Below are 19,834 nucleotides of genomic sequence, written 5' to 3'. Positions count from 1 at the left end.
ACCTCGCCGAAGGGCCTCGGCCCTTCTGGATCTCGGAACCCGCCCCCGCTACGCCCGGTGCGCGCCGGCGAGGTCGATGTCGTCCAGCGCGTCGTGGTGCAGGAGCAGCACGCCGGTCGCCGCCGCCAGGCGGCGCGCCGCCGGGGTGAAGCCGGCATTCGACACCACCGCCGCCCGGTCGCCGGCCCAGTAGCGCAGGGCGGCCGCCGCCTCCTGCACGGCGGCGTTGCCGACGGGCTTGGCCAACCGCTTGCACTGCACGATCAGCCGGAGCCCGTCGCGCACGGCCACGATGTCGGCGCCCTGGTCGCCGCTCGGCGGGGTCCGGTGCGCCCGCCAGCCCGCCCGGGCCAGGCGGTCGGCGCAGTAGCGCTCGTAATCGATCCCGTCGCCCGGCGCCTCGTCCTCCTCGGGCAGCGCGATGGCGGCGGCCTCCGCCTCCACGATCGCCAGCATCCGGGCGCGCTCCGACTCGGCGAGGTCGGCAAACCGCGGCCCGACCTGCGGCAGGACGGTGCGGTCGAGGAAGTACGCCCGCTCCCGCAGCCAGCCATCCTCGATCCGGTTGCCGTAGGCGTCGGAAAAGCTCTCCTGCCGCCGTCGCAGCGCCAGAGTCTCGCCGTGGGCCCGGGCGATCCGGCGCACCCGGGCCCGGAACCGGCGGGGCCGTCCGAGGTGGCGCCCGAGGACCAGCACGAGGGCGAGCCCCGTGGCCGCGAAGGCCGGCGGTCCGTACCAGAGCCCGAGCGGGCAGCCGATCACGGCCGTCCAGAACAGGCGGGCGACGGGGTTGGGCTTGCCGGGCATCGGATCTCGGGTCGCGGATGAGCCCGCCGACCCTGGCAAGCGCCCCTTGCCCGATGCTGAATCCCGGCGGGAAAGCTGTGGACGCCGGCCCGCGGGCCTAGCCCGTCTGGCCCTTCCGGCGCTGGTGGCCGAGCCCCATGCTCTTGGCAAGGCTCGAGCGCGCGGCGGCGTAGTTCGGTGCCACCATCGGGTAGTCGGGGGCGAGCCCCCACTTCTCCCGGTAGGCTTCGGGCGTCAGGTCGTACCGGGTGCGCAGGTGCCGCTTGAGCGACTTGAACCTCTTCCCGTCCTCCAGGCACACCAGGTAGTCGGGCTGGATCGAGCGCCGCACCGAGACCGCCGGCCGGAGCTCCTCCACCGGCGGCGCCGGCGGCTGGCTCAGCCCGTGCAGGGTGGCGTGGACCGCGGCGATCAGCCCGGGCAGCTCCGGCACCGGCACCGGGTTGTTGCTCACGAAGGCCGACACGATGCCGACGGACAGCGTCAGATAATCCAGGTCCTCTCCGACCGTGGCGTCCATCCCGAAACCTCCCGTCGCTTCGTCTCGGCCGCCATCGTTCGGCGTGTGCCGGCCAGAATCTGTGTCTATCGAGGCTGATACAGGCCTATAAAGCGGCAGGTACTATGATGTGATCAATATAAGGGCAAGACCAATTTATAAGCGATCACAACAGCCATCGTGATAGCAGCCTGCATTGTCGGATACTGTACAAAGCCGGCTCATCCCGTGGCGGCCGGCGCGGATCCTGCGCGGCATCGGTGCATCCGGGCGTTGCAGCTGCGGGAGATTGTGCCATCTGGTAGGGTGGCGGGCGCGCCGTGGCACGCCTTGCCCAAGCGCGTCACCCAGGCGAGGGCCCCCATGCGCGCGCACAGATTCGGGCCTGCGGCGCCGTGAGCACCTACCGCTTCGACAAGCTCCTGGCGCCGCGCTCGGTCGCGCTGGTCGGCGCCGTGGCCCGCGAGGGCTCCCTCGGGCGCAGCGTGCTCGACAGCCTGCGCCGGGCGGGGTTTCCCGGCGCGATCCTGCCGGTCCAGCCGGAGCACGAATCCGTGGACGGCCTGCCCTGCGTGCCGCGGGTCGCCGACCTCACCGTGGTGCCGGACCTTGTGCTGATCGCGGTACCGCCCGCGAGCGTGCCCGAAGTGGTCGCCCAGGCCGCCGCAATCGGTGCCGGGGCGGCCGTGATCCTCACCGCCCGGCTCGGCCGCGGGCCGGACGATCCCGGGCCGGTGGCGCACCGGATCGCCCGCGCGGGGGGCCTGCGCCTGCTCGGCCCCGACAGCGCCGGCCTCGCGGTGCCCGCCGCCAAGCTCGATGCCAGCCTGTTCGCCCACGCCCCGGCGGCGGGGGACCTGGCGCTGGTCTCGCAATCCGGCACGGTGGCGGCCGCCATCGTCGAATGGGCCGCCCGGCACGGGACCGGCTTCTCCGCGGTCCTGTCGCTCGGCAGCGTGCTCGATATCGGCGTCGCCGACTGCCTGGACCATTTCGCCGCCGACTACCGCACCCGGGCGATCCTGCTCTGCCTCGACCGCGTGGCCGACGCCCGGCGCTTCATGTCCGCGGCCCGGGCCGCCGCCCGCGCCAAGCCCGTGGTGGTGCTCCGCGCCGGCCGGCACCGGCCGGACACGCGGGCGGCCGTGACCCATACCGGCGCGCTCGCCCGGCCCGACGCGGTCTATGCCGCGGCCTTCCGCCGGGCCGGCCTGCTCGCCGTGCCGGATCTCGACGCGATGTTCTCGGCGGTCGAGGCCCTGGGGCGCCAGCGCCCGTTCCCGGGGGACCGCCTGGCGATCCTCACCAACGGCCGCGGCATCGGGCTGCTCGCCGCCGACCGGCTGACCGACCGCGCGGGCATCCTGGCGGAGGTCCCCGAGGCCGAGGGCCGGCCGGCCGGCAATCCGATCGATCTCGGCATCGATGCCGGCGGCCCGGCCTTCTCGGCCGCCCTGGCGCCGCTGCTGGCCGACCGGAGCAGCGACGCGGTGCTGGCGATCCACGTCCCCACGGTCCGGTCGGATGCCGGCGCGGTGGCCGGGGCGATCGCCGAGACGGTCACCCGCGCCCGCGCCGGCCAGACCCGAAAGAAGCCGGTCTTCGCGGTGTCGCTGGGCGATGCCGAGGTGGCGCGCGCCGCCTTCGCGGGGGCCGGGATCCCGCATTTCGCCACCGATTCTGAGGCGATCGAGGGGTTTTTGCACCTCGTGCGCTATCGCGAGGCGCAGGACGACCTGATGCGCACGCCGGATTCGCTGCCGCGGGATTTCTCCCCCGACACGGCCCGGGCCCGCTCGATCGTGGCCGCCGCCCTGCGCCAGGGGGCGGCCTGGCTCGACCCGGTCGCCGTGAACGGGCTGCTCGAGGCCTACGGCATCCCGACCGTGCCGATCACCCTCGCCCCCGACCAGGATTCCGCCGCGACCGCGGCCTGGCCGATCATCGCGGCCGGCGGCACGGTGGCGCTCAAGGTCGTCTCGCCCGACGTGGTGCACAAATCCGATATCGGCGGCGTCCGGCTCGATCTCACCAGCGAGGCCGACGTCCGCGATGCCGCGCGCAGCATCCTCGCGCGCGCCCGGCGGGAGCGGCCGGACGCCCGGGTCACCGGCTTCGCGGTGCAGCCGATGGTCCGGCGGGGCCAGCGCCGGGAGCTGATCGCCGGGCTCGCCGAGGACGCGGTGTTCGGGCCCGTGGTGGTGTTCGGCCGAGGCGGCACGGCGGTGGAGGTGATCGACGACCGCGCGCTCGGTCTGCCGCCCCTCGACCTCGCGCTCGCCCGCGATCTGATCGGCCGCACCCGGGTCGCCCGGCGCCTCGAAGGCTACCGCGACGTGCCGGCCGCCGACCTCGGGGCGATCGCCCTGACCCTGGTGAAGCTGTCCCAGCTCGCCGCCGACCTGCCGCAGGTGCGCGAGCTCGACATCAACCCGCTCTTGGCCGACGAGACCGGCGTGCTGGCGCTGGACGCCCGGGTCCGGATCGGCCGCGCGGAGCGGGGATGCCAGGGCCGCGGCCACCCGCGCTTCGCGATCCGGCCCTATCCGGCGGAATGGGTCCGCACCCTCAACCTCAAGGACCGCACGATCCGGGTGCGCCCGGTGCGCCCCGAGGACGAGGGCCTGTTCCTGGCCTTCTTCAAGGGCCTCGACCCGGAGGACCTGCGGCTGCGCTTCTTCGGGCCAGTGCGCGAGTTCAGCCACGCGTTCCTCGCCCGGCTGACCCAGCTCGACTACGCCCGGGCCATCGCGTTCGTGGCCACCGAGGTCGATCCGCAGGGCGGCGAGCGCATGCTCGGCGCCGTCCGGCTGCACGCCGACGCCAACCACGAGAGCGGCGAATACGCCATCGCGGTCGGCCGCGACGCGCGGGGCACCGGCCTCGCCTTCGCGTTGATGCGCCTGATGATCGACTGGGCCCGCTCCGAGGGCGTCGGCCGGGTCGAGGGCATGGTGCTGGCCGAGAACCGCCCGATGCTGGCGGTCTGCCGCCGCCTCGGGTTCAGCCAGGGGCGGGACCCGGAGGATCCGGGCCTGGTGCAGGTGAAGCTGGAGCTTGGGGTGGGGTAGGAGGCGGCATCCGAGAAGGATGCCGATTTCGGAAAAGGTGCTCGCAGGACGAAACACCTGCGTCGTTCCGGGGCGCCGAAGGCGAGCCCGGAACCCAGGGACGCCGACGGTGCAAATGCTTGAGCTGTCAGCGGTTATGGATCCCGGGCTCCGCTTCGCGGCCCCGGGATGACGGGGCGGGCCATCAAGCGCGCCCGGTCACGAATCGTCGTCGCTCGGATGTTGCGGACGACCGACCGGATCAGCTTCAGCGGGGCGGCTGCAGCGCGTCCGGATTGCCGCCCTCCGTTGCCGGCTTCACAACCGTCGCCTTGCTGACCGACGGCTTGGCGGCGACGGGCTTCGCCGTCGCTGACTTGGCTCCCACCGGCTTGGACACCGCCGGCTTCGGAGGCGTTGCCGCGGCTGGCTTCGGCGTCGCTACAGGCGGCACAGCGGCGGCCGGCGCGATCGCCCCGGTTGAGGCGGGCTCGGTGGCCGGCGTGTCGAGGTTGTAGATGTCATCGCGAAAATGCGCCGTCCCGTCCGGTGTGGCGTAGCCCGTCAGGTACACGAAGGTCACCGGCACCGGCTTGACCAGCTTGATGTCGCGGCGCTCCCCGTCGGCGATGCCGGTCTCGATCTCGATCGGCCCCCAGCTCGTGCCGGGCCCGTTGGGGCCGTCGGTGCCCTGCAGCAGCCAGCCGACCAGCTCCTTCACCTGCCCGACCCGGACGCAGCCATGGCTGTGGAAGCGCACGTTGGCGGCGAACAGGGACTTGGCCGGCGTGTCGTGCATGTAGACGGCAAAGCGGTTCGGCATGTCGATCCGCACCTGGCCGAGCGAATTGTCGAAGCCGGAATCCTGGCGCAGCGTGTAGGCCGCCGCCTTGTTGCCGGCCCAGTCGATCCGGGTCGGGTCGACCTCGCCGGCGGGGCCGAGCATGCGGATGTGGTTCCGGGCGAGGTAGCCCGGGTTCTTGCGCATCTGCGGGATGATCTCGTTCTTCACCACCGAGGCCGGCACGGTCCAGGTCGGGTTGAAGTTGATGTCGGTGATCCGGGTCTCCACCGTCGGTGTCGCCTTGTCGGGGGAGCCGACCACCGCGACGTAGCGGCGTGCCACCACGCCGTTCTCCACCGCCTCGACGATGGCCGAGGGCACGTTGACCACGACGTAGCGCTCGCCGAACGGGAATTTCGAACCCATCAGCCGGGCCGCCGAAGCCGCGAGCTGGCGCTGCCGGGTGGCGGCCGGCACGTTCAGGGCGTTGATCGTGAGCCGGCCCAGGATGCCGCTGTCGGGCAGGCCGTGGCGGCCCTGGAACGCCGCGATCGCGGCCACCAGCGGCGGGTCGAGGCGGTCGCTCGGCGGCGCGTCCACGGGCAGGTCGCCGGTGAGCGTCAGGTGGTGGCGCAGCGACGGGATCGCCGGGCTGCGCTCCCCGGGCTTCAGCCGGATCAGGTCGTCGGGCAGCCGCTCCCAGCCGCCGGCCTCCGCGAAGGCGGCGTAGCGGTCGGCCACCTTCAGCGTGTCCAGGAAGGTGCGGGCGGTGAGCGTCGGGGTCGGGTCGGTGGAGACCTTGGCGTAGACCAGCGGCCCCGGCTCGCGCGGTTTCTTTGGGGATTCCGGCGGCTTGACCTCGGAACTTTTGGCCTCGACCGGCCGGCTCTCGGGCGTCTTCACTTCGGTCTTCGCGTCGGCCTTCACTTCGGCCTTCACTTCGGCCTTCGCGCCTTGGGCCCTGGGCTCCGGACTCTTCACGGGTTCCGGGGCCGGCGGCACGGCGACCGGGACGGCGAGCGGCGGGGGGGCCGCCGCCGCCGCGGGTCCGGCCGGGGCCGGGGCGCCCTGCGCCAGCGCGGCCACGGGGCCGCCGAGCAGCGCCAGCACCGAGAGACCGGTGCCGAGGCGAGCGGGAAGGCGGAAACGGGTCGGGACCATACGCAACACTCCCGACGGCGCCCGGGACGGCGCGGTCGGGCGGGATGATGGAGCGGTACGGTTACCAATCTCCTCCGGTGAATCGCCCCTGGCGGCGGGGCCCGTTCACCATCCCCCGAGGGGGATCGCTTCCGGACCCGGGGGCGGATATCGATTCGCGCGGAAAAGGCGCACCCTGCCGGGCCGTGCCGTGAAGGACGATCAGCCGCCGCCATGCCGGAGTCCGGATCCCAGCGCACCGGGGATGTCCCGAGCACGATGCCCTACCTGCCCCAGCTCGACGGGGTGCGGGCGCTCGCGATCCTGATCGTGTTCGCGGCCCATTGCGGCTACAGCCACGTGGTGCCGGGGGGCTTCGGCGTCACGGTGTTCTTCTTCCTCAGCGGCTACCTGATCACGACGCTGCTGCGGATCGAGCGCGCGCGCGCCGGCGGGGTGTCGCTGTCGGCCTTCTACCTCCGGCGCAGCCTGCGGATCCTGCCGCCGCTCTACCTGACCCTGCTCGCCGCCGGGGCGCTCTACGCGGCGGAGCTCCTCGACTGGATGCCGGTCGCGCCGGCGGCCGTGCTCGGCCAGGTGCTGTTCCTGACCAACTATCCCGGCCTGTTCGGCACCGAGGCGGTGCTGCCGGTGCCGCTCTGGAGCCTCGCCATCGAGGAGCATTTCTATCTGGTCTTCCCCCTGGCCTACGCCCTGTGGCTCGGGCGCCTGCAACCGCGCCGGGCGGCGCTGGCCTGCCTGGGGCTCTGCGCGGCGGTGCTGGCGATCCGCTGCGTCAACGTCTGGCGGCTGCCCGATTACAGCCTGAACTATTCCTGGACCCACACCCGCATCGACGCGATCCTGTTCGGCTGCTGCCTCGGCCTGTGGAACAACCCGGTGATCCCGGGGGACCGCGCCTGGCGGCCTCAGGCCTGGCACGTCGCCGCGAGCCTCGGGATGATCCTGCTGACCCTGGCCGTGCGCGATCCCGCCTTTCGCGAGACCCTGCGCTACACCCTCCAGAGCGCGGCGCTATTCGTGCCGTTCGCCTACCTGCTGCACGGCGAGGGCCGGGCGGTGCGGTGGCTCGCGGCCCGGCCGATGCGCCAGCTCGGCCTGTGGTCCTACAGTTTCTACCTGGCCCACATGGCCGTGGTGGCGGGGGTGCTGCACCAGGCGCCGGCCCTGCACGGGTTCTGGCTGATGCTGGCGGCCTTCCCGCCGACGCTGCTCTGGTGCTGGGCGATGTACGGGCTGGTCGAGCGCCCCTGCGCCCGCCTGCGCCGAAGGCTTCTGGCTGATCGCCCGCCGGAGCCGACCCTGTCGGAGGGCGGGCGTCGCACTCGCGTCACCCCCGCCTGAGTCTGTCGCGCGCGGCGGCATGGTCCGGGGCGGCCTGGAAGCTGTCCAGCATCGCGTGCCAGAGCGGCTTGCGCCGGAACTGCGCGTCGAGCGGCAGCGCCCGCTGGGGCAGGCCGTCCGGCCGCTTGCGGTTGGGGTGGTCGTTCAGCCACGTGTCGGGGTCGTAGATGTCCCAGGTGAGCACGTCGAGCAGGGCGGGCTCGGCCAGGACCACGTCGAGGTAGCGGCGGGCGAAATCCGCCACCCTGCGGTCGCGGGTCGCCACGTCGGACGGGAACGCCCTATCGTCGATGTCGAGCTCGGTGACCGCGATCCCCAATCCCATCTGGCCGATCTCGTGCAGGAAGCGCCGCAGCTGGCCCTGGTCGATCGGGACCGTGCTGGTGAGGTGCGATTGCAGGCCGAACCGCCGGATCGGCACGCCGCGCGACCGCATCGCCTCGAGCTGGCGCAGCACCTTGGTGCGCTTGGCCTCCATCGAGGGCGCGCCCTGCTCGACCGCGTCCTCGTTCCAGGTGCCGGCCGCGGCCGGGTCGGTCTCATGCAGGATCCGGAAGGCGCGGTCCACGTAGCCGGGCCCCATCGCGGCGAGCCAGGGGGACTCGCGCAGGCCCCCGCCCCGGTCGGGGTCGGCCTCGTTGCCCAGGATCTCGTTGACCACGTCCCAGGCGACGATCTGCCCCCGGTAATGGCCGGCCACGGTCTCGATCCAGCGCCGCATGAAATCCTCGGCCTGGACGGGGCTCGCCCGGCCGAGCAACGGCGCGACCCAGGGGGGCAGGGCCGCGTGCCAGACCAGGGTGTGCCCGCGCATCCGCTGGCCGTTGGCCCGCGCGAAGCGCAGGATCGCGTCGCCCCGGGAAAAATCGGTGCGCCCGGGTGCGGGCAGCACCTCCTCCATCTTCATCTCGGTGCCGCAGACCAGGATCCCGCATTCCCGGGCAACCGCCTGCCGGTACGCCGGGGTCGATTCGAACCGGTGGAACGGCACCTCGCAGCCATACGTCAGCCCCTTGGCGGCGGCGGCGGCCTGGAGGCTGTCGGCCGACCAGGACGGCCTGCCGAGGGGCCCGAAACCGGACGGCGCGGCCCGCGCCATTGTGGCGAGGCCGGCGCAGGCGGACCCCGCAAGGAGCGCGCGGCGGCTCGGCGGGCCGGAGGGTGGGGTCATGCCGGGTTCTCGGTTGGGGGGTACGACACCCCGTCAGTCGGGGCGCCGCAGGCGAGCCCGGAATGACACGGTGGGTGAGCCTGCGCCGCGGGCGTTATCAACGCCCGGAGGAATAACATCTCTTCATCCGATCGCCCTGGTCGGCAAGGGCGCCGGCAACGGACCGATCGCACCTTTTCCAACTCGCCTTCGGGCCCGACTCGCCCCATCTTCGGGGCGCCATCCAGCCGAGGACCGACCCATGAGCCAGCATCCCGCCATCAGCCCAGGGCGCAGCGCGGTCGTCACCGGGGCGGCGAGCGGCATCGGGCTCGCGGCGGCCAAAGCCTTCGCTCGGGCCGGCATGAACGTCTGGCTCGCCGACCTGCCCGGCCAAGCCCTCGACGACGCCCGCCGCGCCGTGGCCGAACTCGCCGCCGTCGAGGTCCGGGCCTTGCCCACCGACGTCTCGGACCGGGAGGCCGTGGAGGCCCTGGCGGCCCATGTCGCCAAGGCCGCCCCCCCGGCCGTGGTGATGCTGAACGCCGGGATCGAGGCCGGCGGAACGCTGTTCTCCGACGCCGAAACCTGGACCCGGATCCTCGCCACCAACCTCGGGGGCGTGGTCAACGGCATCCACGCCTTCGCGCCCGGCATGATCGCGGGCGGCCAGCCCGGTGCGGTGATCGTCACCGGCTCCAAGCAGGGCATCACCACGCCGCCCGGCAACGCGCCCTACAACGTCTCCAAGGCGGCCGTGAAGGCGGCCACCGAGGCGCTGGCCCACGAGCTGCGCACCCGCGAGGGGTGCCGAACCACCGCGCACCTGCTGATCCCGGGCTTCGTCTATACCGGCCTAACCAAGGCCCGCGGCGTCGCCGAGAAGCCGCCCGGCGCCTGGACGCCGGAGGAGACCGTCGCCTTCATGCTGGAGCGGCTGGAGGCGGGCGATTTCTACATCCTCTGCCCCGACAACGAGACCACGAGGGCACAGGACGAGAAGCGCATCGCCTGGGCGGCCGGCGACATCATCGAGAACCGGCCGGCGCTCTCGCGCTGGCATCCAGATTTCTCGGAAGCGTTCAAGCGGTCCATGGCGGAGTGATCGCCACCGTCGTTGCGGACGCAGCGAAACGACCCGGGGCTCCGCGACGCAGGGCGCTGTCGCGCGCGAACGGACCCAGAAGCGTCCTGAACATTCGTTCCGGGGCGCGCGGATGCGCCGGTCGTTGCATCCCCCACGCCGGTTCGATCGAGGGGGGACGCTGCGCCGCGCTGAGCCCCGGGTCGCTTGGCGGCTCTTGCGGTGGCGGCTTGGGCCCGGGGATCCGGACACGTGCCGCCAGCCTACGGAAACCGCCCGGACCTGAACAACGCCTGAGGGACGAAGTCACGTCTCCGTCAACTTATAAGCGTCACACCTGAGGCACGGCCGGTCGCGGCATCGCGGCCGGCGAGGCACAGGAGGACATCGATGTTCACCAAGACCGCACGCCTACGCTTGGCGGCCGCCGCACTGGCACTCGGGGGGATCGCCCTCGGAGCCCCCGCGATGGCCGCGCCGCTCGGCCTCGATACCGGCCTGCACCAGGGCGCCGGCGACATCGTGGATGTCCAATACGGCTACGGGTACGGCCATCGCCACGGCTTCGGCCCGCGTCACGGCTTCGGACCGGGCTTCCGCGGCCACCACCACCACGGCTGGGGGCGCGGCCACCATCGCGGCTGGGGCCATCGCGGCGGCTACGGTCATCACCGCCACGGCGGCTGGGGCCACCGTCACGGCCACGGCCGCTAGTGAGGCCGGCGGGGCCGGAGCCTATCCGGCCCCGACCCGCTCGATGATCGCCGGCCGGCCGGGGGGCGCCGCGCCGATCCGGTAGGCCGCCCGCAGGGCCGCCTCGGCGCGGTCGGCGGCGGCCGCGTCGGCCGCGTGCACGATCCCCAGCAGGCCGGTCGCGTCGCCGGGACCTGCGAGGTCGGTGAAGCCGACCCGCGGGTCGATCGCGTCCTCGGGCCGGGTCCGCCCACCGCCGAGCCCGATCACCGCCAGACCGATCGCCCGGGTATCGATGGCGGCGACGGCCCCGTCCTGGCGGACCGCCCGCTGCACCGGCGCGGCCGGCAGGTGTCGCGCCGGGGCCTTCAGCAGATCGCCGGGGCCGCCGAGCGCGGCGACCATGTCACAAAAGATCTCGGCTGCCCGGCCGGAGGCCAGCACCGCCTCCAGGCGCCCGGCCGCCGCGTCCCGGTCCGGCGCGAGACCGCCGATCACCAGCATCTCGGCCCCGAGCGCCAACGTGACCGCGTGGAAGCGCGGCTCGCGGCGCGCGCCCGTCAGGTAGTCGATCGCGTAGGCGACCTCGACGGCGTTGCCGGCGGCGCTGGCGAGCGGCGCGTCCATGTCGGTGATCAGCGCGGCGGTGCGCAATCCGGCGCCCTCGGCCACCGTGACGATGCTCTCGGCCAGGGCCCGGGCTTCGTCCAAGCCCGTCATGAAGGCGCCGGAGCCCTGCTTGACGTCCATCACCAGCCCGTCGAGCCCGGCGGCGAGCTTCTTCGACAGGATCGAGGCGGTGATCAGGTCGAGGGATTCCACCGTGCCGGTGACGTCGCGGATCGCGTAGAGGCGCCGGTCGGCCGGGGCCAGCTCGGCGGTCTGGCCGATGATCGCGCAGCCGACCCGGCCGACCACCCGGCGGAAGGTGTCGAGCCCCGGCGTGGCGTCGTAGTCCGGGATGCTGGCGAGTTTGTCCAGCGTTCCGCCGGTATGGCCGAGGCCGCGGCCCGAGATCATCGGCACGTAGCCGCCGCAGGCCGCCACCATCGGGGCGAGGGCCAGGCTCACCGTGTCGCCGATGCCACCGGTGGAGTGCTTGTCGAGCACCGGACCCGGCAGGTCCCAGGCGAGCACCTGGCCGGATCCGGCCATCGCCCGGGTCAACGCCACCCGCTCCGGCAGCGCCAGGCCGCGGAAGAACACCGCCATGGCGAAGGCCGCCGCCTGCCCCTCGCCGACGGCGCCGTCGGTGAGGCCCCGGACGAAGCCCGCGATCTCCTCCGGATCGAGGGCCAGGCCGTCCCGCTTGGCCCGGATGGTTTCTTGCGGCAGGCGCATCGGTTTCACGAGTCCCGCGCCTGGATCAGCGCCCCGAACAGACTGCTCGCCCCGAGCCTGAAGGTCTTCGGGCTCACCCAGTCCGGCCCCATGATCCGGTCGGCGAGGGCCAGATAGGCGCTGGCATCGGCGACGCTGCGCAGTCCGCCGGAGATCTTGAGGCCCGCCGTATGGCCGCCATCCCGGCCCCTGGCTCGGATCTCGGCCAGCATCGCCTCGGCGGCCTCCGGGGTCGCCGAGACCGGGCTCTTGCCCGTGGAGGTCTTGAGGAAGTCGGCGCCCGCCTCCAGCGCCAGCCGCCCGGCGCGCCGGATCGCCTCGGGCTCGGCAATCTCGCCGGTCTCGAGGATCACCTTCAGCACGGCGGCCCCGCAGGTGTCGCGCACAGCCTCGACCATGTCGCGGGCGGTGGCGGCGTCGCCGCGCAGGACGGCGCGGTAGGGCAGGACGAGGTCGATCTCGTCGGCGCCGTCGCGCAGGGCCACGGCGGTGTCGTCGGTCGCCCGGGCGCAATCCTCGCCGCCGGCCGGGAAGTTGATCACCGTGGCGACCCGGATGCCGCTGCCCTTGAGCGCCCGCGCGCCCTGCGCCACGAAATGCGGCCAGACGCAGATCGCCGCGACGCCGCCGCGGCGCGCATCCCGGCAGAGCGCGTCGATCTTCGGCTCGGTGCAGGTCTCGGTCAGGTCCGTGAGGTCGAGGAGCGGCAGCGCCCGGCGGGCGACCGCACCGGCATCCGGGTCATCCATGGTCGGTCTCCTGAGCCGGCAGGCCTGCGGCGAAGGCCCGGACCAGGCGGCCGAGATCCTCGGCGGCCCGGGCCGCCACCGCCTTGGTCTCGGCGTGATGAGGCGCGCCCCCGGCGATCCCGGCGGCGAGGTTGGTCACCACCGACACGGCCGCCACCGGCAGGCCGAGGAAGCGGGCGAGGATCACCTCGGGCACGGTGGACATGCCCACGAGGTCGGCCCCGAGGATGCCGGCCATCCGGACCTCGGCCGGGGTCTCGAAGCTCGGGCCGGAGAACCACGCGTAGACGCCCTCACCGAGGGGCACGCCGCAGGCCCCCGCCGCGGCCCGGAGGCGCACGCGCAGGTCGAGATCGTAGGCGTCGGTCATCGGCACGAAGCGGGCGTCGCTCGCCTCGCCGATCAGCGGGTTCATGCCCGACAGGTTGATGTGGTCCTGGAGCAGGACCAGGCTGCCGGGGCCGGTCTCCGGCCGCAGGGACCCGGAGGCGTTGGTCAGCAGCAGGCGCCGCGCCCCGAGGCCGGCCGCGCAGGCGAGCGGCACCCGCATCGCCGCCGCGTCGCCCCGCTCGTAGGCATGGGCCCGGCCCTCGAACACCAGCACGGGGCGCCCGGCCAGGCGCCCGCGATGCAGCCGGCCGCCATGGCCGCTGACGCCGGCCCCGGGGAAACCCGGGACCGCCGCGTAATCCAGCGCATGCACGTCTTCCAGGTCAGCCGCGATCCCGCCGAGTCCGGTGCCGGTGACGATCGCGCAGGCATAGCCGCCGCCGAAGCCGGCGGCCCGCAGCGCGGCGAGTGCGGCGGCCTCAGTCACCCAGCGTCTCCGGCCCGAACGATTCGGGCAGCAACTCCGCCAGCGTGAAGGTTCTCGCGACGCGCTCCGGCCCGGCCGCATGGATCTGCGTGTCCGGCCCGGCGAATTCGCGGATGCGCTGGCGGCAGGCGCCGCAGGGCGTCACCAGGCCCGCACCGTCGCCGCAGACCAGGATCGCGGCGATGCGCCGGCCGCCGCCCGCGATCATCGCGGCGATCGCCCCGGCCTCCGCGCAGGTCCCGACCGGATAGGCCGCGTTCTCGACGTTGCAGCCGGCATGGATCGCCCCGCGCTCGTCCCGAAGCGCCGCCCCGACCCGGAACCGGGAATAGGGCGCATGCGCCCGCTCGCGCACCGCCCGGGCGGCCTCGAACAGGGCTGTCAGCCCCTCATCCCGTTGCGCTGAATCGGCGGCCTGCATGGCCGATCTTTGGCACCCGGCGGGGCGGGCTGTCGAGGGGTGGCGCGCGCCCACGTGGATCGGATCGTCGTCTTCGCGACGCGCCCTGTGCCGGTGCGTCGCTCCCGGCCCAGATCACGCCCGGCCGGCTGCCCCGCCCGTTCCCGCATACCGGGAACCTCAGTGGGCAGTAATCGCGGACCCAGCCGAGACAGCGCTGCACGTCGTCCCGCAAAGGACCCGGGTCGCCTTCCGCCGGCGCTGCATGCGCCGGAGAAAGGGGCAGCTGTCCGCCAAACCCCGTTCCGCTCGCCTCAGTGCGCCGCCGCGCCGGCCCCCAGCATCCCGGCGGCCTGCCGCAGGACCGCGTCGTCCTGCGGGCCACTCAGCGCGTAGGCGGTGTCGCCGGCATTCCAGGACAGGAGCGTGCCGTCGTCGGAGCCGGTGAGCGCCGCCGGGCCGCCGCGCAGGCCGCGCGTGGCGAACAGCGAGGCCTCACCCATCGGGCCGGCCTCGAAGGCGATCTCGATCCCGGTGCCGTGGCGGCCGGGGAAGATCTGGATGTCGCGCACCTGCCAGCCGGCCGGGAGCGGCGGCAGGTCGATGCCGGTGACCGATTGGAGGCGGGTGCGATCGTAGACCGGGTGCTCGCCCTGGCTGGAGATGCTCTTGCGGAGCTGCGCCACGGCGCGGGCCTGGCGGGCATCGGCGATCAGGGCCGGATCGGGGGTCGCGGCCAGGGTGTCGGGCACGCCGAACCGGCCGATCTCGTCGTGGGCCAGCCAGCCCGCGCCGACCAGGACCACGATGGCTGCGGCGCGCTTGAGCCGCGCGCCGACCCGGCGCCAGCGCTGGTTGCGGTCGAAACGGCGCGCCAGGACGAGGGTGCGGTCGGGCCCCGGCCCGGGCATGCGCGCGAAGGCGGCCCGGAGGGCGTCGCGGTCGTGCAGGTCGGCCATCACCTGGGCGGCGGCCCCGGGATGGGCAGCCAGATGCCCCTCGACGTCGAGACGGCGCATCGGGTCGATCTGCCCGTCGACGAAAGCGATGAGATCGTCGTCTGTTATCGGATCCATCATCGGTGAAGTCCTCGGTTCCAGCGTGCCGCCGGGGCGGATCCGCCGGTCGTCATCATCTCTGTTCCGGCCCTGCCGCGGTCCGGGTCGAATGCCTCAGGCATCCCCGGCGGCGCGCTTCATGGGCGGCCGGTCCCGGGCCCCGTCGGAGGCGACGAGGCGCAGGCCCGGGAAGGTGCCGCGCCGGACATCCGGCCTGTCGGATTCGGGCTCGGCCTCGGTCGCGCTCCGGCCGCCATCCTCGAAGGCACGCAACGCCGCCCGGCCGCGGCCGAGGCGGGACATCAGCGTGCCGATCGGGATCCCCAGCACCGCGGCGGCATCGGCATAGGCCATGCCCTCCAGGGTCACGAGGTGGAGGGCGGCGCGCTGCTCCTCCGGCAGGGTCAGGAAGGCCTGCCGGATCTGGGCCAGGCGGACGCGGCCCTCCTGGGCGGGGGGCGCCATGTCCTCGCTCATCCGCACGAGTGCGTCGGCGTGCCGCGCCTCGACCTGACGGCGGCGCTGCTCGTCGATGAAGGCGTTGTGCAGCACCGTCATCATCCAGGTGCGCAGGTTGGTGTTGGGGCGCAGGGACCCCTGCATCTCCAGGGCGCGCACCAGGGTATCGTGCACGAGGTCGTCCGCCCGCAGCGCGTCGCGGGTCAGCGAACGGGCGTAGCGCCGCAGGGGCACCAGCAGGTCGACGATGTCCGGATGCTTGAGCTTGTCTGACGCCATAGGGTGTGAACGCGGGGCCCCGGGCGTTTAATCCCGGGTGTCTAATCCCCGGCGCCGATCAGGCCTGATCGAGGGTGGCGGCGATGCCCGAGACGAGGCGCGGGTCGGTGGGCTCAACCTGGGTGGCGAAGGCGGCAGCCAGGGATCCGTCGCGGGCGATCAGGTACTTGTGGAAGTTCCAGCGCGGGGTCTCGCCCGGCCGCTCCGCCGCCGCCCATTGATAGAACGGGTGGGCGCCCGGCATCTTCACCCGGGTCTTGGCGGTCAGCGGGAAGGTGACGCCGTGATTCTTCCGCGCGGCCTCCGCGATGGCCGGGCCGTCGAGCGGCTCCTGGTTCCCGAAATCCGGCGACGGCACGCCGATCACCGTGAGGCCCCGGTCGCCGAAGCGGGTCCACAGGGTCTGGAGCCCGGCGAGCTGGCCGGCATAGCCGCAGGCCGTGGCGGTGTTGACCACCAGGATCGGCCGGCCGGCATAGGCCGAGAGCGGCATGGCGCCGCCCTCCGGATGCTCGAAGGCGAAGTCGCCCGCCCGGCCGGACGGCGCGGCCCGGGCGGCACCGGCAAACCCGGCGCCCAGCAGGATCAGGGCCTCGCGGCGCAACATCGTCATGGCGGCCTCGCACGGTCACGGGCACTCGCACGCCCACACGGAACCTAGCGCGCGTCGGGCAGATCCCAACGACCGGGATCCCGAAGGGCCTGCGGCCCTTTGGCGGGGCTCGGGGCGCGCAGCCCCGCGCTTCGCCTACGCGGCCCGCACCGTGTCGAGGAAGCGGTGGACCTCGGCGTCCAGCCGCTCCGCCTGGACCGACAGTTCGGAGGCCGAGCCGAGCACCTGCACGGCGGCGGCTCCGGCGCCCTCGGCGGCACTGGCGACCCCGGCGATGTTGGCCGTGACCTCGCCGGCCCCGGTCGCGGCCTGGCCGACGTTCCGGACGATCTCCTGTGTGGCCGAGCCCTGCTCCTCGATCGCCGCGGCGATGCCGGTGGACAGCCCGCTCATCTCGGTGATGCGGCCGACGATGATCCCGATCGCGTCCACGGTCTCCCCGGTCCAGGACTGGATCTCGCCGACCTGCCGGGCGATCTCGCCGGTGGCCCTGGCGGTCTGGCCGGCCAGCTCCTTCACCTCCGTGGCGACCACTGCGAAGCCGCGCCCCGCCTCGCCGGCCCGCGCGGCCTCGATCGTGGCGTTGAGCGCCAGCAGGTTGGTCTGGCCGGCGATGCCGCTGATCAGGTCGACCACGGCGCCGATCTTCACGGCCCCGTCGCGCAGGTTGCGCACGAGGTCCGCGGATTTCCCGGCTTCCAGCACGGCGGCGTCGGCGAGGTCGGCCGAGGCCTGCACCTGCCGGCCGATTTCGTTGACGGAGACCCCGAGTTCCTCGGCCGCCGCCGCCACGGTGTTGACGTTGGAGGCCGCCTGCTCGGCCGCCGTCGCCACGGTGGTCGACTGGCTGGCGGTCTCGGCCGCCACGGCGCTCATGTGCTCGGCGGTGGATTTCAGGTTCGCCGCGGCGGTGGCGACCGCGCGGATGATGCCGCCGACGGCGCCCTCGAAGCTGGCGGCCAGATCGCGCATCGCCGTCTTGCGCTGTGCCTCCTGGCCGATCCGGGCCTGGGCGGCCTCCGCCTCCAGCACCTTCGTGCGGGCGAGCCCGTCGCGGAACACCTGCACGGCGCCGGCCATCGCGCCGATCTCGTCGCGGCGGCCGACGCCGGGGATCTCCACGGTGAGGTCGTCGGCGGCGAGCCGGGTCATGGTCTGGGTCATCCGGTTGATCGGCTTGCCGATGCCGTGATTCAGGAGCAGCGACCCGACCAGGGCGGTGATCACCACCGCGCCGAGGCCGATCAGGTTGGCCATCCGCGACGCCGAGACGGCCGCGGCCGAGGCGGCGCTCCGGTCCTTCAGCAGATCCTGCTCGACCTGCGCGATCTCGGCCGCCTTGGCGCGCACGGCGTCCATCGTGGCCTTGCCGACGCCCGAACCTTCGAGCCGGCGCGCGTCCTCGCGGGTCGCCGGGTCCGTCATCAAGCTGAGTTCGCGGTCCGCCACCGCGCCGCTCCAGCGCTCGGTCAGGGCTTTCAGCTCCAGGAGGCGTCCGGGCTGCGTGGGATTGTTGGCGGTGAGCTTGCGCGCCGCGTCCCAGGAGGCCGCGAACGCCTTCCGCCCGGCCTGCTCGGGTTCGAGGAAGCGCGGCTCGGCGGAGATCAGGTAGCCCCGCAGGGCGGTCTCCCGGTCGACCATCGCGACCACCATCCGGTCGACCTCGGCCAGCACCTCATGGGTGTGGACGGTCCAGGCCTCGGTCTCCTCGATCAACCCGATATTGCGGAGCGAGACCACCGAGACGGCGACGGTGATCGCCAGCATCAGGGCCATGACCAGCGCGATCTTCACGCCGGTCCTGAGATCGATCAGGCGAAAACCCATGGGCCGTCCTTCAGGGCAGAATCACCGGGCCCACTCGGCCTGCGGTCGACGCGCCGGGATACTACATCTCCGTGAAATATCTCTTACGCCGCACAAATTTTTTTAAGAATCGACACTTAGCCGGATACTATACTCTACAAATTGAAACGTATTCCATGAAACCACGTTCAATCGTGTCGATATGACTACGCAAACGATTGTGCGCTGTACGGGTCTTGCCTCCCTCTCGCCTCCCTCTTGCCGCGCTCGACCAATCTTGCCCCGTCTATTGATACGCGTCCCGCAGGTTCAGGGTGCAGGCGTGGCCGATGGTTCCGTAGGTCTCGGCGAGCCAGGCCCGGGCGGCGCCGCGGCCCTTGTCGCGCAGGCGCTTGAACACGGTCCAGCGCGCGTCGAGCTTGGAGGCGGCGTTGTAATCCTCGAGCGCATCGGTGCCGTCGATCCGGTGCACCAGGACCCGCTGGTAGCCGCCCTGGCCCAGGGTGCCGTCCTCGATCAGGCCGTCGAGGAAGTCGATCGCCCGCAATTCCCGCATCAGGTTGGCGTTGAAGGTGATCTCGTTGAGCCGGTCGCGGATCTCACGCTCCGTGCGCGGGGTCTCGCGCCGCTCGACAGGGTTGATCTGGACCAGCACGATGTCGCGGGTCCGGGCGCCCCGGTGCAGCGGGTAGAGCGGCGGGTTGCCGAGATAGCCGCCGTCCCAATAGGGCACGCCGTCGATCTGGACCGCCTGGAAGACCGTCGGCAGGCAGGCCGAGGCCATCAGGTGGTCGACGGTCAGGCGCTCGCGCTCGAACACCGCGAGCTTGCCGGTCCAGACATTGGTGGCCGAGACGAACAGGCCGGCGGTCTCGGACTCCCGCAGGCGCTCGAAATCCACCTGCGCGGCCAGCGCCTTGCGCAGCGGGTTGATGTTGAGCGGGTTCGACACGTAGGGGCTCGGCGAGAGCATCTTCGACCAGAACTCGGCCACCGGGTTGCCCTTCCACAGGCTGAACAGCCCGCTGACGACGTTGCGCTGGGCCGGGCCGAGGTCACCGTCGAGGCTGACCTCGCGCCAGAACCGCTCGAGCCCCTCCCGGGCGCCGTCCGGGCCGCCCTTCAGCCAGCCGTCGACCATCACGACGGCGTTCATCGCCCCGGCGCTCGCCCCGGTCAGCGCCTCGAAGGCCAGGCGGCCGTCCTCGATCAGGGCATCGAGCACGCCCCAGGTGAAGGCCCCGTGGGCGCCGCCGCCCTGCAGGGCCAGGGCGACCGGCTTCTCGGCCCGGGGCCCCGCCAGGATCCGGTTCGGCGGGTGGGCGGGTGTGGGCTCGATCCCGTCCGAGACAGGGATTCCGGACGAACGGTCGGGCAACATGTCCGGCACGGTTTCCGGGACGGCAGTCACCGGGTTGTGCGGCTCACCGCCGTGGGGATGCTCGCGCATGTCGGCCTCCAATCAGGGCTTCCTACATGGGATGGTGCAGTGCAACATCAACCATGCCCGGGGCTGGCGGCGCGGCGCCGGACGGCGCGCGGCGCGCGATTCCGGCAACAGGGGCGGACGAAAACCGGTGTCGGCCGCGCGGCAAACTCGACATCCGCATCCGGATACGACATGACAGCCGCGATGCTGTCATGCGTGGCGTCTGCTTGACGCCGCGCGGCGTCGTCCGCAGCTAACCGCGGTCGGCCCGCAGCCCCGAAGCTCCGGCGAGGCGCGCGCCGCGAGATGCC

At 73.0% G+C, this 19,834-nt stretch carries 17 protein-coding genes; 4 read left to right on the top strand and 13 right to left on the bottom strand.

All coding sequences use genetic code 11. The features are described from left to right. Positions 1-48: 48 nt before the first annotated feature. Both ACYQPG_RS06420 and ACYQPG_RS06415 read right to left on the bottom strand, forming a co-directional pair. Positions 49-807, bottom strand: coding sequence for a restriction endonuclease (locus ACYQPG_RS06420; RefSeq protein ID WP_147941467.1), 759 nt, complete (start codon positions 805-807; stop codon positions 49-51). A gap of 97 nt (positions 808-904) precedes the next feature. Further along, positions 905-1,327, bottom strand: coding sequence for a Ros/MucR family transcriptional regulator (locus ACYQPG_RS06415; RefSeq protein ID WP_147941466.1), 423 nt, complete (start codon positions 1,325-1,327; stop codon positions 905-907). A 374-nt stretch (positions 1,328-1,701) separates the two neighbouring features. On the opposite strand from ACYQPG_RS06415, the gene ACYQPG_RS06410 reads away from it, so the two are divergent. After that, entirely contained in the window at positions 1,702-4,377 is a 2,676-nt protein-coding gene (locus ACYQPG_RS06410) for a bifunctional acetate--CoA ligase family protein/GNAT family N-acetyltransferase (protein WP_461230565.1), read from the top strand. 247 nt (positions 4,378-4,624) lie between these two features. Here the strand turns inward: ACYQPG_RS06410 and ACYQPG_RS06405 are convergent, their stop codons facing one another. Further along, positions 4,625-6,301 carry a L,D-transpeptidase family protein gene (locus ACYQPG_RS06405; protein ID WP_461230564.1) on the bottom strand — a complete coding sequence of 559 codons (1,677 nt, stop codon included), beginning with the start codon at positions 6,299-6,301 and terminating at the stop codon, positions 4,625-4,627. Between the two features lie 213 nt (positions 6,302-6,514). On the opposite strand from ACYQPG_RS06405, the gene ACYQPG_RS06400 reads away from it, so the two are divergent. Beyond that, positions 6,515-7,645, top strand: coding sequence for an acyltransferase family protein (locus ACYQPG_RS06400; protein ID WP_461230563.1), 1,131 nt, complete (start codon positions 6,515-6,517; stop codon positions 7,643-7,645). On the opposite strand, the gene ACYQPG_RS06395 is transcribed toward ACYQPG_RS06400, so the two are convergent. Then, the gene (locus tag ACYQPG_RS06395) at positions 7,632-8,816 is read right to left on the bottom strand and encodes an endo-1,4-beta-xylanase (protein ID WP_461230562.1); all 1,185 of its coding nucleotides are present in this window, start codon (positions 8,814-8,816) and stop codon (positions 7,632-7,634) included. The genes ACYQPG_RS06400 and ACYQPG_RS06395 overlap by 14 nt on opposite strands. A 241-nt stretch (positions 8,817-9,057) precedes the next feature. Here ACYQPG_RS06395 and ACYQPG_RS06390 point away from each other — a divergent pair, with 241 nt between their 5' ends. Both ACYQPG_RS06390 and ACYQPG_RS06385 read left to right on the top strand, forming a co-directional pair. Then, complete coding sequence (locus ACYQPG_RS06390; RefSeq protein ID WP_147941175.1) at positions 9,058-9,900, top strand: SDR family NAD(P)-dependent oxidoreductase; 843 nt, start codon at positions 9,058-9,060, stop codon at positions 9,898-9,900. A gap of 369 nt (positions 9,901-10,269) precedes the next feature. Further along, positions 10,270-10,593 carry a hypothetical protein gene (locus ACYQPG_RS06385; protein ID WP_461230561.1) on the top strand — a complete coding sequence of 108 codons (324 nt, stop codon included), beginning with the start codon at positions 10,270-10,272 and terminating at the stop codon, positions 10,591-10,593. A 21-nt stretch (positions 10,594-10,614) separates the two neighbouring features. Here ACYQPG_RS06385 and deoA read toward each other — a convergent pair whose 3' ends face one another. The 9 genes from deoA to ACYQPG_RS06340 form a co-directional block, all read right to left on the bottom strand. Next, positions 10,615-11,913: a thymidine phosphorylase gene (deoA, locus tag ACYQPG_RS06380; RefSeq protein WP_461230560.1), complete on the bottom strand. Its 1,299-nt coding sequence runs from the start codon at positions 11,911-11,913 to the stop codon at positions 10,615-10,617. A 5-nt stretch (positions 11,914-11,918) separates the two neighbouring features. Continuing rightward, positions 11,919-12,662, bottom strand: coding sequence for a deoxyribose-phosphate aldolase (gene deoC, locus ACYQPG_RS06375; RefSeq protein WP_461230559.1), 744 nt, complete (start codon positions 12,660-12,662; stop codon positions 11,919-11,921). Next, positions 12,655-13,479 (bottom strand): purine-nucleoside phosphorylase, encoded by an 825-nt coding sequence (locus ACYQPG_RS06370; protein WP_147941172.1) that lies wholly within the window; start codon positions 13,477-13,479, stop codon positions 12,655-12,657. Before ACYQPG_RS06370 ends, deoC begins: the two co-directional genes overlap by 8 nt. Continuing rightward, positions 13,472-13,900 (bottom strand): cytidine deaminase, encoded by a 429-nt coding sequence (locus tag ACYQPG_RS06365; RefSeq protein WP_147910263.1) that lies wholly within the window; start codon positions 13,898-13,900, stop codon positions 13,472-13,474. Before ACYQPG_RS06365 ends, ACYQPG_RS06370 begins: the two co-directional genes overlap by 8 nt. 293 nt (positions 13,901-14,193) lie before the next feature. After that, entirely contained in the window at positions 14,194-14,958 is a 765-nt protein-coding gene (locus ACYQPG_RS06360) for an anti-sigma factor family protein (RefSeq protein ID WP_147941171.1), read from the bottom strand. 93 nt (positions 14,959-15,051) lie between these two features. Beyond that, complete coding sequence (locus ACYQPG_RS06355) at positions 15,052-15,675, bottom strand: sigma-70 family RNA polymerase sigma factor (RefSeq protein WP_461230558.1); 624 nt, start codon at positions 15,673-15,675, stop codon at positions 15,052-15,054. Positions 15,676-15,733: 58 nt separating this feature from the next. Continuing rightward, positions 15,734-16,288 (bottom strand): glutathione peroxidase, encoded by a 555-nt coding sequence (locus tag ACYQPG_RS06350; RefSeq protein WP_147898439.1) that lies wholly within the window; start codon positions 16,286-16,288, stop codon positions 15,734-15,736. Between the two features lie 135 nt (positions 16,289-16,423). Continuing rightward, positions 16,424-18,115 (bottom strand): methyl-accepting chemotaxis protein, encoded by a 1,692-nt coding sequence (locus tag ACYQPG_RS06345; protein ID WP_147910266.1) that lies wholly within the window; start codon positions 18,113-18,115, stop codon positions 16,424-16,426. 265 nt (positions 18,116-18,380) lie between these two features. Continuing rightward, on the bottom strand, positions 18,381-19,544 hold the full coding sequence (locus ACYQPG_RS06340; RefSeq protein WP_147910267.1) for a patatin-like phospholipase family protein: 1,164 nt from the start codon (positions 19,542-19,544) through the stop codon (positions 18,381-18,383). Positions 19,545-19,834 lie beyond the last annotated feature (290 nt).

This window comes from Methylobacterium sp. CM6246 (assembly GCF_054818005.1).
Note: the sequence above shows the minus strand (reverse complement) of the source record. Positions and strands in the feature narration are given on the sequence as shown.

Bases quoted from the DNA above. Each gene is read 5' to 3' on its own strand.
- ACYQPG_RS06420 (WP_147941467.1), bottom strand. From the start codon at position 807: ATGCCCGGCAAGCCCAACCCCGTCGCCCGCCTGTTCTGGACGGCCGTG.
- ACYQPG_RS06415 (WP_147941466.1), bottom strand. From the start codon at position 1,327: ATGGACGCCACGGTCGGAGAGGACCTGGATTATCTGACGCTGTCCGTC.
- ACYQPG_RS06405 (WP_461230564.1), bottom strand. From the start codon at position 6,301: ATGGTCCCGACCCGTTTCCGCCTTCCCGCTCGCCTCGGCACCGGTCTC.
- ACYQPG_RS06400 (WP_461230563.1), top strand. From the start codon at position 6,515: ATGCCGGAGTCCGGATCCCAGCGCACCGGGGATGTCCCGAGCACGATG.
- ACYQPG_RS06395 (WP_461230562.1), bottom strand. From the start codon at position 8,816: ATGACCCCACCCTCCGGCCCGCCGAGCCGCCGCGCGCTCCTTGCGGGG.
- ACYQPG_RS06390 (WP_147941175.1), top strand. From the start codon at position 9,058: ATGAGCCAGCATCCCGCCATCAGCCCAGGGCGCAGCGCGGTCGTCACC.
- ACYQPG_RS06385 (WP_461230561.1), top strand. From the start codon at position 10,270: ATGTTCACCAAGACCGCACGCCTACGCTTGGCGGCCGCCGCACTGGCA.
- deoA (WP_461230560.1), bottom strand. From the start codon at position 11,913: ATGCGCCTGCCGCAAGAAACCATCCGGGCCAAGCGGGACGGCCTGGCC.
- deoC (WP_461230559.1), bottom strand. From the start codon at position 12,662: ATGGATGACCCGGATGCCGGTGCGGTCGCCCGCCGGGCGCTGCCGCTC.
- ACYQPG_RS06365 (WP_147910263.1), bottom strand. From the start codon at position 13,900: ATGCAGGCCGCCGATTCAGCGCAACGGGATGAGGGGCTGACAGCCCTG.
- ACYQPG_RS06360 (WP_147941171.1), bottom strand. From the start codon at position 14,958: ATGATGGATCCGATAACAGACGACGATCTCATCGCTTTCGTCGACGGG.
- ACYQPG_RS06355 (WP_461230558.1), bottom strand. From the start codon at position 15,675: ATGGCGTCAGACAAGCTCAAGCATCCGGACATCGTCGACCTGCTGGTG.
- ACYQPG_RS06350 (WP_147898439.1), bottom strand. From the start codon at position 16,288: ATGACGATGTTGCGCCGCGAGGCCCTGATCCTGCTGGGCGCCGGGTTT.
- ACYQPG_RS06345 (WP_147910266.1), bottom strand. From the start codon at position 18,115: ATGGGTTTTCGCCTGATCGATCTCAGGACCGGCGTGAAGATCGCGCTG.
- ACYQPG_RS06340 (WP_147910267.1), bottom strand. From the start codon at position 19,544: ATGCGCGAGCATCCCCACGGCGGTGAGCCGCACAACCCGGTGACTGCC.